Below are 16,661 nucleotides of genomic sequence, written 5' to 3'. Positions count from 1 at the left end.
CCACCAGCCCCGCCGAGCTGTCGACCTCCACCACGAACGGAGCCAGGGCGCACGCCCGCGCCCAGGCCGGCACCATCACCGATTCGATGCCCATTCTCCCGGCCTCCGCCTGGCCGACCCCACCCGCCGGTATCCCCGCCGAGCGCCTCACGTGGGCCGAGACGGTGCCGGGCGGGCGCTACACCTCCAAGGTGCTCGCTCGCGGAACCCGGATCCGGCTGCGCGACATCGACGGAGCGGCCTGCGCCAACGTCCTGCTGTACCGGGCCGACGCCCCGTGGGAGCGGCTCAACGTCGCCGACACGGTCAAGGTGCCGTGGCAGGCCTACCTCGGCGTCGGGCACCCGCTGCTCTCCGACGCGGGCCGGGTGCTGGCCACCGTGGTCGCGGACACCTCCGGTCGGCACGATGCGCTGTGCGGTACCACCAGTCGTGCCGGGAACACCGCGAAGTACGGGTCCGGGTCGGTGCACTCGCCGTCGCCCGCGGGCCGGGAGCTGCTGACCCTCGCCGCCGCGAAGCACGGACTGGAACCCCGGGACCTGCCGCCGGCGCTGTCGTTCTTCCACGGCGTCCGCGTCGAAACCGACGGCGCGCTGACGAGCATCGGCACCGCCGGCGCCGGAGCGTACGTGGAACTGCTGCTGCATCTTCCGCTGATCGTGCTGATCGCCGACGCGGCGCACCCGCTCGATCCCGACCCCGAGTTCTCCACCACCGCCCTCGAGGTTCTCGCGTGGTCCGCCCCCGACGACCTCGACACCCTCCCCACCGACGACCCCGAGTACCGCCGGGCCGTTCTCAACACCGAGGACGCCTGGACCGCGCTGCACCCCGGAAAGGACGCGTGATGACCACCATGCTGCCCGCCGCCCACACCCTGGCCCTCGTATCCGGCGAGGTGGTCCTCGACGAGACGGTCGCGGCCCGCGGCCCGTGGTCGGCCGTGATCGCGGCCGGCGACGTGCTCACGATCGTCGACCTGCACGGCAACCAGGCCGTCGACACCCTCGTCTACGCCGCCGACGAGCACTCCCGCAGGTACTCGGCCGCGGCGACCGTCGTCGCGCAGCGCAACCTGTTCCTCACCACGGGCAGCGTGCTGCGGGCCGACGACGGCGGCGCGCTCATGACGATCGTGGCCGACGAGGTGGGCAATCACGACACCGTCGGCGGCGCGTGCTCGCAGGAGTCGAACACCCTGCGATACGGCCACCACACCCGCCATCAGCACGCGTGCGTCGAGAACTTCCTGATCGAGGGCGCGCGCTGGGGACTCGGCAAGCGGGACCTGGTCTCGAACATCAACTTCTTCATGAACGTGCCGGTGGATCCGGACGGCGCGCTCGGCATCGTCGACGGGCTGTCCGCGCCGGGCAAGCGGCTCGCACTGCGAGCCGACGTCGACGCGCTGGTGCTGGTCTCGAACTGCCCGCAGATCAACAACCCCTGCAACGGGTTCGATCCCACCGCGGTCCGGATGATCGTCACCCGACCCTCCGGACTCGTGGAGGTGCGGTCATGACCGCGAAGTGCACAGTGCTCCGTCCGGGTATGGGCACCACCGTCCAGGACTACCCGGGCCGCACCGGCTACTGGCAGATCGGGGTGCCGCCGTCGGGTCCGATGGACGACCTGTCGTTCCGTCTCGGCAACGTCGCCCTCGGAAACCCGGAGGGGGTCGCGGGATTCGAGGCGGTCATGGCGGGCCCCGCGCTGCGTTTCGACGAGCCCACTCAGGTGTGCGTGACCGGTGCGCCCACCCGGGTGACCGTCGACGGAGTGATGGTCCCGCAGTGGCGCCCCGTCGCGGTGCCGGCCGGGGGAGTGCTGGACGTCGGTGCCGTCTCCGGGCCGGGACTGCGCATCTACGTGCTCGTCGCGGGCGGGCTCGACGTCCCCGAGTTCCTCGGCAGCGCGGCGACGTTCACACTGGGCCGGTTCGGTGGACACGAGGGCCGCACGCTGCGCGAGGGCGACACCCTGGCGCTGGGCGAGACACCCGTGGCGCGGCCGAATCCCGTTCCCGCCGAAGCGGTGCCGGCGCTGTCTCGGCACTGGGAGATCGCCGTGACGGAGGGGCCGCACGGGGCACCCGAGTTCTTCACCCGCGCCGACATCGAGACCCTGTACCGGACCGACTACGAGGTGCACTTCAACTCCGACCGCACCGGCGTGCGACTGATCGGCCCACAGCCCGACTGGGCCCGGCCGGACGGCGGGGAGGCCGGACTGCACCCGTCGAACATCCACGACAACGCGTACTCGGTCGGCGCGCTGGACTTCACCGGGGACACCCCGATTCTGCTCGGCCCGGACGGACCCAGCCTGGGCGGCTTCGTCTGCCCGGTCACGGTCGTCGCCGCGGACCGGTGGAAGCTGGGGCAGCTCGCACCGGGCAACACGGTGCGGTTCGCGCCGGTGCGGGCCGAGCATGCGGCGTCGAGGCGTGAGCTGGGCCTGGGCCGCCGGGCATCGCTACCGGCGGTGCTCTCGGCCGGCGGCGACGGCGACGACGGTGTGATCGCCCGCCGCGACGGCGACACCGCGGTCACGTACCGGCGCTCCGGCGACGACAACGTCCTCGTCGAGTATGGCGACATGACCCTCGACCTGGCGCTGCGGGCCCGCGTGCACGCGCTGCACCAGCACCTCGCCGCGGATTCGACCGCCGGACTGCTGGACCTGACGCCCGGCATCCGGTCGCTCCAGGTCCGTGTCGACCCCGACGTCCTGCCGGTGTCGACGCTGCTCGGCCTGCTCTCCGAGGCCGAGGACGCGATCCCGGCCGCGAACGAACTGGTGGTGCCGACTCGGACGGTGCGGATGCCGCTGTCGTGGGACGACCCGGCCACCCGGGAGGCGATCGCGCGGTACATGCACGGCGTCCGGTCCGACGCGCCGTGGTGCCCGTGGAACATCGAGTTCATCCGCCGGATGAACGGGCTCGAGTCGGTGAACGACGTCTTCGACACAGTCTTCGGCGCGGACTACATGGTCCTGGGCCTCGGCGACGTCTACCTCGGCGCCCCGGTCGCGACGCCATTGGATCCGCGGCACCGGTTGGTGACCACCAAGTACAACCCGGCGCGCACCTGGACCCCGGAGAACGCGGTGGGCATCGGCGGCGCCTACCTGTGCATCTACGGCATGGAGGGCCCGGGGGGCTACCAGTTCGTCGGCCGCACCACCCAGGTGTGGAACCACCGGCATCCGCAACGGTCGGGTCCGTTCGAAGACGGGACGCCGTGGCTGCTCCGGTTCTTCGACCGGATCTCCTGGTATCCGGTCGAACCCGAGGAGTTGCTGGACCTGCGGGCCGATCTCGCGGCGGGACGCGGCGGCGGCATCGAGATCGGCGACGGCAGTTTCTCGCTGGCCGAACACGAGGCGTTCCTCGACACCAACTCCGACTCGATCGAGGCATTCCGGGCACGGCAAGCGGTGGCGTTCGGCGACGAGCGGCGACGGTGGGCGGAAGCCGGCGAGTTCGCGCGCGGATGAACCGCTCGGTTGACGTCCCTGGGAGTGGGAGGCGATTTGCCGCGGGGTGGTGAATGGGTGTTCACTCGGGGGTGAACGCGCATTCACCGCCTTTACTGTGCCACTGCAGCTCGGAGATGATCCATTGTCAGCACGACCCGCGACCGCGCCGCTCTCGCAGCCCCCGTCCCCGACCCGCCGTTCCAGCGCGCTCATCACCGCGGTCCTGTGCATGTGCGGAACGATCGTGTCGCTGCAGCAGACCCTCGTCGTCCCGCTGCTACCGGATCTCCGAGACATCCTCGGAGTGAGCGCCGACGACGCGTTCTGGCTGGTCACGATCACTCTGCTCACCGCGGCCGTGGCCACCCCGATTGTCTCGCGCCTGGCGGACATGGTCGGCAAGCGCCGCATGATGCTGGTCGCGATGGGGATGATGGTCTGCGGTTCGCTGGTCGCCGCGCTCGGTGGCACGTTCGTCGCTGTGCTGATCGGACGCGGTCTGCAGGGCTTCGCGTCGTCCCTGATCGCGGTGGGCATCGGGATCATGCGCGACGAACTTCCCCGTGAGAAGGTCCCGGCCGCGACCGCGCTGATGAGCGCGACGCTGGGCCTGGGCAGCGCACTAGGACTCCCGCTGGCGGGCGTCATCTACGCGAACCTCGGGTGGCATGCGATCTTCTGGATCTCCGCCGCGGCCGGGGCGCTGCTGTTCGTGGCCGTGGTGCTGGTGGTTCCCGAATCGAAGGTGCTGACGCCGGGACGGTTCGACTTCCTGGGCGCACTCATCCTGTCGGTCGCGCTGGCATCGCTCCTGCTGGGCATTTCCAAGGGCGGGTCGTGGGGCTGGGGCAGCAGCCGAACGATCGGCTGCTTCGTGCTCGCCGTGGTGGTGCTCGCGATCTGGATGCCGTACCAGTTGCGGGTGAAGGATCCGATGGTCAACCTGCGGACCTCGGCGCGGCGCCCGGTCCTGCTCACCAACCTGGCATCGATGATCGTCGGGTTCGCGATGTTCGCGAACATGCTCTCGACCACCCAGCAGTTGCAGATGCCGGAGGGTACCGGCTACGGCTTCGGGCTCAGCGTGTTCACCGCCGGACTGTGCATGGTGCCGGCAGGTCTGGCGATGGTGGTCTTCTCGCCGCTGTCCGCGAAGATCACCACGCGATTCGGCGCCCGGATCACGCTCATCACCGGCGCGCTGATCCTCGCCGTCGCGTACGTGGTCCGGGTCCTGTTCAACGGTTCGATCGAGCTGATCATCCTGGGCTCGATGATGGTCAACATCGGTACGGCGATCACGTACTCGGCGATGCCGATCCTCATCATGCAGGCCGTGCCGATCTCGGAGACCGCCGCCTCCAACGGCCTGAACTCGCTGCTCCGCTCGATCGGAACCTCGACCTCGAGTGCGGTGGTCACCGCCCTCCTGACCGCGATGACGCTCGACGTCGCCGGGGTCCAACTGCCCACGCTCGCCGCCTTCCAGACGGTGTTCGCCGTCGCCTGTGGCATGGCGATCCTCGCAGCCGTCGTCGCGTGGTTCATCCCGCGGACGGCACGGAAGGTGCCGGTGTCCACGGTTGTGGAGGCGTCCGCCGAGGCGCGGGTGGAGACAGCGTCGTGACTAGGGTTGGCCACGTGAGCGGAAAGTCCACGCGAGAGAACATCATCGACGCGGCGCGTGCCCTGTTCGCCGACCGCGGCTACACGGCCACCACGATCAAGGACGTCGCCGAACGTGCCGGGTGCTCGCCCGCGATGGTGATGAAGCTGTTGGGGAGCAAGGCCGAGCTGTACTCGGCTGCAGCGCCGTCGCTGCCGTCTGCCGCGGATGATCCGCACGTGTGCGAGGACGAGTCGGTGGGTCTTCGGCTGGTGCGCAACATCGTCGAACGGCGCGACGCCGACGCGTCCGAGCCGTGGGTGATGATGCCGTTGCTCATCCACGAGGCGCCCGATCGCGACGCCGCCCAGGCCGAGGCGCGGGAACGCTACATCGGCGCCATCTCGTCGAAGATCGGCGACACCTCCGAGGATCGACTGCCCACCCAGATGGTGGTCTCGGTGCTCCTCGGGCTCGCGACGGGACTGCGCACGGTCGGCCTGCTGCCGGTGGACGCACTCGACAGCGACGAGCTCGTCCGACGCTACGGCGCGGTGGTCCAGTCGATCATCGACAGGATCGACCGGCCGTAGGCCGCGATCGGTCACCTCGCTCGTGGCGTCCGACGACATTCTTCTGCGAATCCAGCAACTAACTCGTAAACAGTCGGAAACGACCATCACCGACTGCCTCTGTCACCCGCCGGACACTGCGCTCTTCCGCTTCTTCCGACGTGTCGAGGACGTGGCCACCGAGCTCGCCGAGGTCGGAGAATTGATCCCACATCGTGAGGATCGGTCCCTCGTCGATCAAGGCGCTCGGAGCGGTCCGGGCTTGGGCTCGCTTCAGCGTGATGTCGCGCCGCGGTCGGAGCACGACGTAGTGGACCGCCAGGTCCGGGTGCTGCGCTGCGTGGGTTCGGAAGTGCCCGAGCATCCAGGGCCCCACGATTCCGTCGATCACCGTGGCGAAGCCGCCGAGCGCATAGGTGTAGGCGGCACCTGCGATCACATCCATCACCGTCTGGTTCTGTGCATCCGACGCGGGGTCGTACGGAGGTATGGCACCTGTAACGATGTAGTGCCAGAAATCGTCCGTGTGCAGATGAACGCCCTTGCTGTAACTGCGGGCAACCTTCGCGGCGAGTGTCGACTTGCCGGCTCCGGGTGGGCCGGTCAGGATGATCACTCGTCCGTTCACGGACGTCAAGCTACCCCGGTCCTGCTGTATTGAGCATCCGAGATTTCCCGTTCTGGTCGGTGTCGGGAAGGCAGGGGAAGTCAGGGGAAGTCAGGGGAAGCGTTGAGCTGCGAGGTCTCTGGATCAACCAGGCCACGACGATGGTCAGAACGTTGCGGGATTCCAGACGAAGAACGGCAGCGGCACGACGATCTGCGCGCGGTTGATGCGGTGTTTGTTGCCCCAGGGGTCGATCTGATAGATCTCGGTGACGCCGTGCCATGACGCGCAGTGCATGTCGGCAGTGCCGAAGGGGCTGAGTACGACATTCTTGGTGGGGGTGTCCGGCTCCCACGGGAGTCGGAACTGATTGCTGCAGGGCTGATACTGCCCGAAGCTGCCGAAATCCTGAGCCGCTGCTGCCGGAGCGAGAACGCTACTCAGTCCGATTGCGAGTACCCCAGCGGCGACAAACCCTGAAGACTTCATCCGACCCCCCACAACAGTCGTAGTTGGTGTGTTTCTCGATTCGGGGAGCGGCGGCGTTACACGCCCCTGGTCCTTCCCGGAGCACACGGTGAAACCGCGGGTGAATCTCGAGCCGACATCTCCGATCCGGACACTCGGGGCCTTTCCATCGGTATGGTCCACCACCGATGCCGTGTCCAGGGGGAGCGACCAGGCATCCGGATCGATCGCCGTCCGTGCGCACGTCCAGCAGCACGCGGCGTCTGCAGGTTCTCAGGGGAGGAAATTCGCATGGGGAGTTCGACACTCGGGTGCGCCCGCGTCCTGGCCGCCGCGGTGGCCGTGTCCGCTTCACTGCTTGCGGTGCCGGCGACGGCGTCCGCCGGTGGTGACGCTTCCGGTACGAGAGCCGCCGCCGCGTCGGACGTCTCGGCTCCCTACCTGGTGAGCACCACGAAGAACTCCGACCGGAAGGTCACCATCTCGGTGTACTCGGCTGCGATGGACCGCAAGATCCCGCTCGAGGTCATCCTTCCCGCGGACGCCAGTCAGCCGCGCCCGACGCTCTACCTCGTCAACGGCACCGGCGGCGGTGAGGACCGGGCCACCTGGCAGCGGCAGACCGATGTCATGAACTTCTTCGAGGACAAGAACGTCAACGTCGTCACCCCGCTCGAGGGTGCGTTCAGCTACTACACCGACTGGGTGAAGGACGACCCGACGCTCGGTCGCCAGAAGTGGCAGACCTTCATGCTCGAGGAACTGCCGCCGGTCATCGACGAGGCCTTCGACACCAACCGGGTGCAGTCGATCGCCGCGATCTCGATGACGGCGACCTCGGTACTCAACTACGCGATCGCCAAGCCCGGCTTCTACAAGAGCGTCGGCTCGTACAGCGGCTGCGCCGAGACCAGCACCTGGGCAGGCAAGAACGCCATCCAGATCGTGACCGGCGTGCGCGGCGGTGTCGACGTCACCAACATGTGGGGTCCCCTCGACGGGCCCGGCTGGGTGGACAACGATCCTGTCGTCAACGCCGAGAAGCTCCGGGGCACCGAGCTCTACATCACCACCGGTTCCGGGCTGCCCGGCCCGCACGAGACGTTGAACGGGCCCGGTATCAACGGGCAGGTGGGAACGCTCGCGAACCAGGTCATCGTCGGCGGGGTGCTCGAGGCGGCCACCAACTACTGCACTCACAATCTGGCGAACCGTCTCGCCCAGTTGAACATCCCGGCGACGTTCGACTTCAAGCCGGGCGGCACCCATTCGTGGGGCTACTGGCAGGACGACCTGCACAACAACTGGCCGGCGATCGCTCGGTCGATGGGAATCTAGCCCGCCGATTGCACCGCAGTGCGCCGCGTCCGGATCCGCGAACGGTCGCGTCCGGCTTCCGTTTTCGGCGCGATTCGGGGTCGGCGCCGCGTGCCGGCCGGGCGCACGCGCTCGAGCAGCGCGAATACGGTAGCCGAATTCGCGTGTGCGCGTCGGATGCCGGAGGAACTGAAACGAATCGGTCGCCGGATCGCTCAGTCATTGCTACCGTCACCGCACACAAGGAAACCGACAGGACTGGTGCGCGGGGTTGCGCCATCCCCAACGAAAGGCGGACCCGCGCAGATGATGTCGATGCCGCGTCTCCGTACGGCTCGACGACTGATTCCCGGGGACGTCGGATCCTGTTCCACCCGTGATCGAACGGGCTCATTTTCTTGTGGTTCCACCGATCCGATTCGGATCTGATTCGACCTTCGAGAAGGGTGCACGCATGGGAAGCGCGAAGTTGCGGTTGGGATTCCGGCGGTTGATTGCAGGTGCGTTAGCAGGTGCAGGGCTGACGTCGGCCCTCGTTATCGGTTCCGCATCGACCGCATCGGCGCAACCCGCGCTTCCACCCTTACCAGGATCGGCTGACGTGGCGCGGTTTCTGAACGATGCAGCCTCCACGTTGAACAACGTTGCAGGAGCGCTCCAGAGCTTCGACCTCGGCTCCAGTTCGGGACTGCCCTTCGGCAGCCTGGGTGGTCTCGGCGGCGTCGTCAAGCCGGCGTCCGGTCCGATCACCACCCGTTTCGGCGGCGGGCACCTGGGCATCGACATCGCTGCCAACATGGGGGCGCCGATCTACGCGGTGGCCGACGGCACCGTCATCAACGCCGGTCCGGCGTCGGGCTTCGGTCTGTGGGTCCGGATCCGGCACAACGACGGCACCATCACCACGTACGGCCACAACGACGCCAACCTCGTCTCGGTCGGTCAGCGCGTGTCCGCGGGCCAGCGCATCGCCAACGTCGGCAACCGTGGAAACTCCACCGGCCCGCACCTGCACTTCGAAGTCGACCTGCCCGGCGGAATCAAGACCGACCCCATCGCCTGGCTGGCGATGCGCGGCGTCCTCATGTTCTGACGCATGTTCTGACCCGACCGGGACATGACCGGGACATGACCGGGTCGTCGGACGGTTCGGGCCGCACCGCCGAGGAGACCTCGATGGTGCGGCCCGAGACGGCTTCGCCGTGCGCTCAGTCGGTGACGACGGCGTCGGCCTCGATCTCGATCAGCAGGTCGGAATCGATGAGCGCGCTCACCTCGAGAATCGTGGTGGCGGGGCGGATCTCGCCGAAGACCTCACCGTGGGCGAGGGCGGCCTCCTCCCACTTCGACATGTCGCGCAGGTACATGCGGGTGCGGATGACGTCGTTCAGCGACGCGCCGGCCTCGGTCAACGACGCCGCGATGGTCGCGAGGGCACCGCGCGTCTGCTCCTCGAGCGTCGCGCCGGGGGAGGTGGTGCCGGACACCGCGATCTGGTTCCCGATCCGCACTGCGCGGGAGTAGCCGATCTTGGGCTCCCATTCGGAGCCGGAGGAGATGTTCTTTCTGGTCATGGTCGGAGATTCTGGCAGTCCAATGTTTCGGGCATGTGGCCTGGCCTCCGTCCGGATGTCTCGAACATTTCTTCGAAGAATTGGTTGACATGGTTTAGTACACATGTTCGACTGGGTTCATGAGGTGGCAGGGTCAGACGCTCGACGCGGACGACGGCGCACTTCCAGGTCTCGAGCGTGCAGGCCTGGTGCGGAGTATTCAGACGCCGGAGTTCGAGGGAATCACCTTTCACGAGGTGCTCTGCAAGAGCGCGCTCAACAAGGTGCCGGAGGGTGCGTCGCTGCCGTTCGACTTCACCGTCAACGCCTTTCGCGGATGCAGTCACGCGTGCCGCTACTGCTTCGCCCGTCCGACCCATGAGTATCTGGACCTCGATTCGGGGCACGACTTCGACTCGCAGGTCGTGGTGAAGATGAACATCGCCGCCGTGCTCCGGCGCGAGCTGTCGCGTCGATCGTGGAAGCGGGAGCACGTCGCGCTCGGCACCAACACCGACCCGTACCAGCGCGCCGAGGGGCGCTACCGGTTGATGCCGGGCATCATCGGCGCGCTCACCGAATCGCGCACGCCCTTCTCGATTCTGACCAAGGGCACGCTGCTGCGCCGGGATCTGCCGCTGCTGCGGCAGGCGGCCGAGCGCGTGTCGGTCGGCGTGGGGGTGTCGCTCGCGATCCACGACCCGGAGTTGCAGAAGGCCGTCGAGCCGGGGACACCGTCGCCGCGGGCGCGGCTCGACCTCATCCGCGCGGTCACCGATGCCGGGCTGCCGTGCAACGTCATGGTGGCCCCGGTCATCCCGTATCTGACCGACTCGACGGCGCACCTGGACGGGCTGCTGTCGGCCATCGCCGAGGCCGGCGCGGCCGGGGTGACGATCTTCCCGATGCATCTACGGGGCAGCACCCGTGGCTGGTTCCTGAACTGGCTCGCGTCCGAGCATCCCGCCCTCGTCCGGCGGTATCGGCAGCTCTACGGTCGCGGTGCCTACGTCACCCCCGAGTACAAGGCATGGCTCCGGGCGCGGGTGGAACCGATGGTCGAGAAGTACGGTCTCGGCGGGCGTTCCGAGCATCGTGCCGTGCCCGCGCCGGACCGCCGCGAGTTGGTGGGGGCCGGCGCGGCGCCCGCACTGACCCTCTTCTGAGTGCTGCGGTCAGCCCAGTCGCTCGACGATCAACACGTTTGCGGTGCCGCCGCCCTCGCACATGGTCTGCAGGCCGTACCGTCCGCCGCGGCGTTCGAGTTCGCTCAGGAGCGTGGTGAACAGCTTGGTTCCGGTGGCCCCGAGGGGATGACCGAGCGCAATTCCGCCGCCGTTGACATTGACGCGCTCCGGATCCGCTCCGGTCTCGGACACCCACGACAACACTACCGATGCGAACGCCTCGTTGATCTCGATCACGTCGAAGTCGTCGATGCGCATCCCGGTCCTGCGCAGCGCGTACTCCGTGGCCGGAATCGGCGCGCTGAGCATGAAGACCGGGTCGGCGCCGCGGGCGCTGACGTGATGGATCCGGGCGCGGGGGACGAGGTTGTGCGCCTCGACGGCCGCCTCGGACGCGACCAGTACGGCGCTGGCGCCGTCCGAGATCTGGCTCGCCAGCGCGGCGGTGAGCCGTCCGCCCTCGCGCAGCGTCGGAAGTGCCGCCATGGCTTCGAGGCTCGTGTCGCGGGGACATTCGTCGACCGCGAACGTGCCGACCGGGACGATCTCGGTGTCGAACCGTCCCGCGCTGATCGCGTCGTTCGCCCGCGCGTGACTGCGCAGGGCCCAGTGCTCCATCTGCTCGCGGCTGATATCCCACTTCTCGGCGATCAGTTCCGCGCCCCGGAACTGGGAGATCTCCTCCGCACCGTAGCGGCGCTCCCATCCGATCGAGCCCGAATGCGGATCCTCGAAGCCGAACTGCCGTCCGACGGTCATCGCCGAGGAGATCGGGATCCGGCTCATGTTCTGCACGCCGCCCGCCACGACCAGATCGGCTGTGCCGCTCATGATTGCCTGCGCCGCGAAATGCAGCGCCTGCTGGCTGGAGCCGCACTGGCGGTCGACGGTGACTCCCGGGACCGTCTCGGGCAGGCCGGCCGCCAACGCGGAGGTGCGCGCGATGTTGCCTGCCTGGCCGCCGATCGCGTCGACACAGCCGAAGATCACGTCGTCGACGGCCGTCGGATCGATGCCGGTCCGGTCCACGATCGACCGGATCACGCTCGCGCCCAGGTCGATCGGATGGACGCCGGACAGGCCGCCGTTCCGGCGGCCCACCGCGGTGCGAACCGCATCGACTACGTATGCCTCGGTCATGGCCCGACCTCCTCGGTCGCCGTCGTCGCGAGCGGTGTCGGATCGACGGTTTAATTGGTTAGATAATTAATCTATACCAACCGACGGGGCCGATGTCCACGGTTGCCGGGGCGGGGCCGTCACCGGGAGTTCGCGGACGTCCAGTACGGCGCCCGCAGGAGGCGCTTGGTGAGTTTGCCCATGTTGCTGCGTCCCAGCGACTCTCGGAACTCGATCGTCCGGGGAATCTTGTAGCCCGCCAGCCGGTTTCGGCAGTGGGCGAGGAGCGCATCAGGGTCGGGCCGGTGGTCGACGTCCCGCGGCACGACCAGTGCCCGCACCGACTCGCCCATGTCGGTGTCCGGAACCCCGATGACCGCGACGTCCGCGACCTCCGGATGCGCCATGAGGACCTGCTCGATCTCGGCCGGGTAGACGTTGACGCCGCCGGAGATGATCATGTCGGTCTCGCGATCGGTGATGAAGATGAAGCCCTCGTCGTCGACGTACCCGACGTCGCCCAGGGTGAACAGTCCCGGTCGGATCAGGGCCTCGGCCGTCTTGTCGGCCGAGTTGAGATAGGCCACTGCTCGTCCGTCCCGTTCCTCGAACGCGAGCCGTCCCTCGGCTCCGGCGGGCAGTTCGCGGCCGTCGTCGTCCACGGCCACCGCCCGCACGAACGGCGGTCGCACCCGCCCGACGCTGCCCGGCCGCACCAGCCAGTCGGCGCTGGAGATCCCGCACAGCGGCCCGGATTCGCTGCCACCGTACGAGTCGAACAGCACCGGCCCGAACCAGTCGATCATGGCGCGCTTCACGTCCTGCGGGCACGGTGCGCCGGTGTGGGTGACGAGCCGCAGCGAGCTCACGTCGTACCGGGCGCGGACTGCGGCGGGCAACGACAGGAGACGGTGGAAATGCGTGGGCACCATCAGCGTTGTCGCGATGCGATGCCGCTGGATCGTCGCGAGCACGGTTTCGGCGTCGAACTTTTCGAGGACCGTGACCGGCCTGCCGGACGCGACCAGTCGGACACCGGCGAGGGGGCCGGTGTGGTGCAGCGGGCCGACGACGAGATGTCCGGGCCACTCCGCCAGCGGCAGCGTGCCCATCGAGCGGACGTAGTCGTCGACGGTCGCGCCCGGATCGGGGCTCCCGGCCAGGCTGTTGACGCCCTTGGGCCGGCCGGTGGTGCCCGACGTGTAACTCAGGAACGGCATCGCCGGGACCTCGGTCGGGGGAGCGGCATCCGACGCCGCTGCGAGCCACTCGTCCCAGTCGACGACGGCCTCGCCGGGCACCCGCCAGCCCACGACCAGCGGTACCCCCGCCGCGCGGGCCGCCGCCGCACCGATCGCGGCCGTCTCGGGACCGACGAACAGGGCGTCGGCGTTCGAGTCCTCGAGGATGTAGGTCAACTCCCGGGCCGTCAGGTGATAGCTCGCCGGCACCGGTGAGCTGCCCGCGTAGATGATGCCGACGTGGGCCAGGATGGTCTCGGCCGAGTTGCGGGCGAACACCGCAACCCGGCGATCGGGGCCGACGACCACCTCGCGGAGCGCGTTCGCGACCCGGTTCACGACCGATTCGACGTCCGCCCACGACAACTCGGCGCGGCCGTCGCGCAACGCGACCTCGTCGGGTGCGCTGAGCGCACTTTCGCGGTGCACGGTCGACACGGCGGCCTCCTTCGAGCGATCTACTGCGAGTGTCGAAGACAGGCTATGCGGCAGGCTCTCAGCGCAGTGCCGGAGGATTGTCCAGGCTGCGCGCCGAGTAGGTGTCGCACGCGCTCACCTTCCCGGTGTTGTAGCCGGCCAGGAACCAGGCCTGACGCTGGTCCGACGACCCGTGGGTCCAGCCCTCGGGGTTCACACGGGCGCCCGCGGACCGCTGGATCCGGTCGTCGCCCACCGCCGACGCCGCCGACAACGCGTCGCGGATGTCGTTCTCGGTGAGCGGCTTCAGGAACGGCTGGGAGCTGTTCGGGCCTGGCTGGGTGGATGCGTAGTGCGCCCAGATGCCGGCGTAGCAGTCGGCCTGAAGTTCGGTGCGCACGGCCTGCGAGGTTGCACCACGTGGATCCTGCTGCGCCCGTCCGATGTCACCGAGCTGGTTCTGGATGTGGTGGCCGAACTCGTGGGCAACCACGTACTCCTGCGCCAGCGGACCGGCATTGGCGCCGAATTGGTCGACGAGGAGTTGGAAGAAGCTTGTGTCGAAGTAGGCGGTGGAATCGGCGGGGCAGTAGAAGGGGCCCACGTCACTCGTGGCGTATCCGCATCCGGTGTTGACGGAGCCGGAGAAGAGGACGACCTTCGGCGCGACGTACTTCACCCCGGTCTGCGCGGGCAACTGGGCGCCCCACACGGCATCGAGGCTCTCCGCGGTTCCCGCCATGCGGCAGCCGATGTCGCGGTTCGCGTCGGTGCCGAATTCGCAGTCGTCGAGGGCCGCGCCGCTGACCGCGCTGGTGCCGGAGTCCAGGGGTGTTCCTGTCGCCCCGCTCAGACCGCCGAGGATCGAGCCCGGATCGCCCCCGAGTAGGAGCGCCAGGACCAGCACGATCAGGCCTCCGGCGCCGCCGCCGAGGACGAACTTGCCGCCGCGCCCGCCGCCTCCGCCTCCACCGACGGAGACGCGCTCCGCGTTGATGCGGACATCGTCGTTGAAGGTCATTGCGCTGGCTCCCTGTCCGAAACACCTGTGCTGGTCGTTACAGCTTTCCAGTAATCCGGCATGCGTTTGGCGATAACACGCGGTGCCTCCGTAGGATCGCAGCAGACAGAACACCGTGTTGGAAGCACGGATCGACAACTGTGCTGGAAGTTTGTGAAAGGAATCCCGTGCTGCGCACCCACCTGGCCGGCTCGCTACGACCCGAGCACGCTGAGCAGACCGTCACCCTCACCGGTTGGGTGGCGCGGCGGCGCGATCACGGCGGGGTGATCTTCATCGACCTGCGTGACGCCTCGGGCGTGTCCCAGGTCGTGTTCCGCGCGGGCGACGTGCTCGAGCAGGCGCACCGCCTCCGCGCCGAGTACTGCGTCAAGGTCACCGGCGTCGTCGAGGTCCGCCCCGAGGGGAACCAAAACTTCGAAATCCCCACCGGTGCCATCGAGGTCAACGCGACGGAGCTCGAGGTTCTCAACGAGAGCGCCCCGCTGCCGTTCCAGCTCGACGACCAGGCCGGCGAGGAAGCGCGGCTCAAGTACCGCTACCTCGACCTGCGTCGCGAGGGCCCCGGCCACGCGATCCGGCTGCGCTCGAAGGCCAACGCCGCGGCCCGCTCGGTCCTGGCTCACCACGAGTTCGTCGAGGTCGAGACCCCGACGCTGACCCGGTCCACCCCCGAGGGTGCGCGTGACTTCCTGGTGCCCGCGCGCCTGCAGCCCGGCAACTTCTACGCGCTTCCGCAGAGCCCCCAGCTGTTCAAGCAGCTGCTCATGGTCGGCGGCATCGAGCGGTATTACCAGATCGCCCGCTGCTACCGCGACGAGGACTTCCGTGCGGACCGTCAGCCCGAGTTCACGCAGCTCGACATCGAGATGAGCTTCGTGACCCAGGAGGACGTCATCCTGCTGGCCGAGGAGATCCTGCACGCCGTGTGGAAGCTCATCGGTCACGAGATCACCACGCCGATCGCCCGGATGACCTACGCCGAGGCCATGCGCCGTTTCGGCTCCGACAAGCCCGACCTGCGGTTCGGCGTCGAGCTCGTGGAGTGCAAGGAGTTCTTCAAGGACACCACGTTCCGCGTCTTCCAGGCCGAGTACGTCGGCGCGGTGGTCATGCCGGGCGGGGCCGCCCAGCCGCGCCGCGAGCTCGACCGCTGGCAGGACTGGGCCAAGCAGCGCGGCGCGCCGGGTCTCGCCTACGTGCTGGTCGGCGAGGACGGCGCACTGACCGGTCCGGTCGCGAAGAACCTGACCGACACCGAGCGCGCGGGTCTCGCCGCGCACGTCGGCGCCAAGCCCGGCGACTGCATCTTCTTCGGTGCGGGTGCGACCAAGTCCTCGCGCGCGCTGCTCGGCGCGGCCCGCGGCGAGATTGCGCGCAAGCAGAACCTGATCGACCCGGATGCCTGGGCGTTCGTGTGGATCATGGACGCGCCGATGTTCGAGCCCACCGCCGACGCGACCGCCAGCGGCGACGTGGCCCTGGGCTACAGCGCCTGGACCGCGGTGCATCACGCGTTCACCTCGCCCAAGCCGGAGTCGATCGACACCTTCGACACCGATCCGGGTTCGGCGCTGGCCTACGCCTACGACATCGTCTGCAACGGCAACGAAATCGGTGGCGGCAGCATCCGCATCCACCGCAAGGACATCCAGGAACGCGTCTTCAAGGTGATGGGCATCTCGCACGAGGAAGCCGAGGAGAAGTTCGGCTTCCTGCTCGACGCCTTCGCGTTCGGCGCCCCGCCGCACGGCGGCATCGCCTTCGGCTGGGACCGCATCACGGCCCTGCTCGCGGGCGTGGACTCGATCCGCGAGGTCATCGCGTTCCCGAAGTCCGGTGGCGGCGTCGATCCGCTCACCGACGCGCCGGCGGCGATCACCGAGCTGCAGCGCAAGGAGTCCGGCATCGACGTCAAGCCGGAGCCGGTCGGCGCAGAAGGCAAGTAACCACGCAGTTCGTCGGAGCCCCGCGCCACGCACATCGCCGTGGCGCGGGGCTCCGTCGTCGAACCGTGCTCAGCCGACGCGCCGAAAACGGCCGTAACCGACCTGCAACCCTGTATTC

At 68.5% G+C, this 16,661-nt stretch carries 14 protein-coding genes and 1 pseudogene; 9 read left to right on the top strand and 6 right to left on the bottom strand.

The features are described 5' to 3' along the window. Window positions 1–17: 17 nt before the first annotated feature. The 5 genes from J2X34_RS06570 (at window position 18) to J2X34_RS06550 (ending at window position 5,685) form a co-directional block, all read left to right on the top strand. Window positions 18–851, top strand: a complete 834-nt coding sequence (locus tag J2X34_RS06570; RefSeq protein ID WP_114722746.1) for an urea amidolyase associated protein UAAP1 — start codon at window positions 18–20, stop codon at window positions 849–851. After that, the gene (locus tag J2X34_RS06565; protein ID WP_114722644.1) at window positions 851–1,525 is read left to right on the top strand and encodes an urea amidolyase associated protein UAAP2; all 675 of its coding nucleotides are present in this window, start codon (window positions 851–853) and stop codon (window positions 1,523–1,525) included. Before J2X34_RS06570 ends, J2X34_RS06565 begins: the two co-directional genes overlap by 1 nt. Beyond that, complete coding sequence (locus J2X34_RS06560) at window positions 1,522–3,504, top strand: 5-oxoprolinase/urea amidolyase family protein (RefSeq protein WP_114722645.1); 1,983 nt, start codon at window positions 1,522–1,524, stop codon at window positions 3,502–3,504. The genes J2X34_RS06565 and J2X34_RS06560 overlap by 4 nt, the downstream gene beginning before the upstream one ends. A 124-nt stretch (window positions 3,505–3,628) precedes the next feature. After that, window positions 3,629–5,113 (top strand): MFS transporter, encoded by a 1,485-nt coding sequence (locus J2X34_RS06555; RefSeq protein ID WP_258557967.1) that lies wholly within the window; start codon window positions 3,629–3,631, stop codon window positions 5,111–5,113. Window positions 5,114–5,127: 14 nt separating this feature from the next. Beyond that, the gene (locus J2X34_RS06550) at window positions 5,128–5,685 is read left to right on the top strand and encodes a TetR family transcriptional regulator (RefSeq protein ID WP_258557968.1); all 558 of its coding nucleotides are present in this window, start codon (window positions 5,128–5,130) and stop codon (window positions 5,683–5,685) included. Between the two features lie 58 nt (window positions 5,686–5,743). On the opposite strand, the gene J2X34_RS06545 is transcribed toward J2X34_RS06550, so the two are convergent. After that, window positions 5,744–6,292 carry an AAA family ATPase gene (locus J2X34_RS06545; protein WP_114722748.1) on the bottom strand — a complete coding sequence of 183 codons (549 nt, stop codon included), beginning with the start codon at window positions 6,290–6,292 and terminating at the stop codon, window positions 5,744–5,746. Between the two features lie 144 nt (window positions 6,293–6,436). Then, entirely contained in the window at window positions 6,437–6,760 is a 324-nt protein-coding gene (locus J2X34_RS06540; RefSeq protein WP_114722647.1) for a hypothetical protein, read from the bottom strand. A gap of 270 nt (window positions 6,761–7,030) precedes the next feature. Here J2X34_RS06540 and J2X34_RS06535 point away from each other — a divergent pair, with 270 nt between their 5' ends. Together J2X34_RS06535 and J2X34_RS06530 are read left to right on the top strand one after the other, a co-directional pair. Further along, window positions 7,031–8,077, top strand: a complete 1,047-nt coding sequence (locus tag J2X34_RS06535; protein ID WP_429516392.1) for an alpha/beta hydrolase — start codon at window positions 7,031–7,033, stop codon at window positions 8,075–8,077. A gap of 664 nt (window positions 8,078–8,741) precedes the next feature. Further along, window positions 8,742–9,149: pseudogene (locus J2X34_RS06530) on the top strand (M23 family metallopeptidase); the annotation flags it as partial. Window positions 9,150–9,264: 115 nt separating this feature from the next. On the opposite strand, the gene J2X34_RS06525 reads toward J2X34_RS06530, so the two are convergent. After that, window positions 9,265–9,630 (bottom strand): RidA family protein, encoded by a 366-nt coding sequence (locus J2X34_RS06525; protein ID WP_114722649.1) that lies wholly within the window; start codon window positions 9,628–9,630, stop codon window positions 9,265–9,267. A 119-nt stretch (window positions 9,631–9,749) separates the two neighbouring features. On the opposite strand from J2X34_RS06525, the gene J2X34_RS06520 reads away from it, so the two are divergent. Then, window positions 9,750–10,775 carry an Rv2578c family radical SAM protein gene (locus J2X34_RS06520; protein WP_114722650.1) on the top strand — a complete coding sequence of 342 codons (1,026 nt, stop codon included), beginning with the start codon at window positions 9,750–9,752 and terminating at the stop codon, window positions 10,773–10,775. A 9-nt stretch (window positions 10,776–10,784) separates the two neighbouring features. Here the strand turns inward: J2X34_RS06520 and J2X34_RS06515 are convergent, their stop codons facing one another. From J2X34_RS06515 to ypfJ, 3 genes are all read right to left on the bottom strand, one after another. After that, complete coding sequence (locus J2X34_RS06515) at window positions 10,785–11,936, bottom strand: acetyl-CoA C-acetyltransferase (protein ID WP_114722651.1); 1,152 nt, start codon at window positions 11,934–11,936, stop codon at window positions 10,785–10,787. A 119-nt stretch (window positions 11,937–12,055) separates the two neighbouring features. After that, on the bottom strand, window positions 12,056–13,594 hold the full coding sequence (locus tag J2X34_RS06510) for an AMP-binding protein (RefSeq protein ID WP_429516391.1): 1,539 nt from the start codon (window positions 13,592–13,594) through the stop codon (window positions 12,056–12,058). A 58-nt stretch (window positions 13,595–13,652) separates the two neighbouring features. Next, window positions 13,653–14,594, bottom strand: coding sequence for a KPN_02809 family neutral zinc metallopeptidase (gene ypfJ / locus J2X34_RS06505; protein WP_429516390.1), 942 nt, complete (start codon window positions 14,592–14,594; stop codon window positions 13,653–13,655). Between the two features lie 167 nt (window positions 14,595–14,761). Here ypfJ and aspS point away from each other — a divergent pair, with 167 nt between their 5' ends. Further along, the gene (gene aspS, locus J2X34_RS06500) at window positions 14,762–16,543 is read left to right on the top strand and encodes an aspartate--tRNA ligase (protein ID WP_114722654.1); all 1,782 of its coding nucleotides are present in this window, start codon (window positions 14,762–14,764) and stop codon (window positions 16,541–16,543) included. Window positions 16,544–16,661 lie beyond the last annotated feature (118 nt).

It is taken from the genome of Rhodococcus sp. BE178 (assembly GCF_050433545.1).
Classification (GTDB): Bacteria; Actinomycetota; Actinomycetes; order Mycobacteriales; family Mycobacteriaceae; genus Prescottella.
The sequence above is the reverse complement of the archived record's forward strand: the minus strand, read 5'-3'. Positions and strand labels throughout refer to the sequence as shown.

Bases quoted from the DNA above. Each gene is read 5' to 3' on its own strand.
- J2X34_RS06565 (WP_114722644.1), top strand. From the start codon at position 851: ATGACCACCATGCTGCCCGCCGCCCACACCCTGGCCCTCGTATCCGGC.
- J2X34_RS06560 (WP_114722645.1), top strand. From the start codon at position 1,522: ATGACCGCGAAGTGCACAGTGCTCCGTCCGGGTATGGGCACCACCGTC.
- J2X34_RS06540 (WP_114722647.1), bottom strand. From the start codon at position 6,760: ATGAAGTCTTCAGGGTTTGTCGCCGCTGGGGTACTCGCAATCGGACTG.
- J2X34_RS06535 (WP_429516392.1), top strand. From the start codon at position 7,031: ATGGGGAGTTCGACACTCGGGTGCGCCCGCGTCCTGGCCGCCGCGGTG.
- J2X34_RS06525 (WP_114722649.1), bottom strand. From the start codon at position 9,630: ATGACCAGAAAGAACATCTCCTCCGGCTCCGAATGGGAGCCCAAGATC.
- J2X34_RS06520 (WP_114722650.1), top strand. From the start codon at position 9,750: ATGAGGTGGCAGGGTCAGACGCTCGACGCGGACGACGGCGCACTTCCA.
- J2X34_RS06515 (WP_114722651.1), bottom strand. From the start codon at position 11,936: ATGACCGAGGCATACGTAGTCGATGCGGTTCGCACCGCGGTGGGCCGC.
- ypfJ (WP_429516390.1), bottom strand. From the start codon at position 14,594: ATGACCTTCAACGACGATGTCCGCATCAACGCGGAGCGCGTCTCCGTC.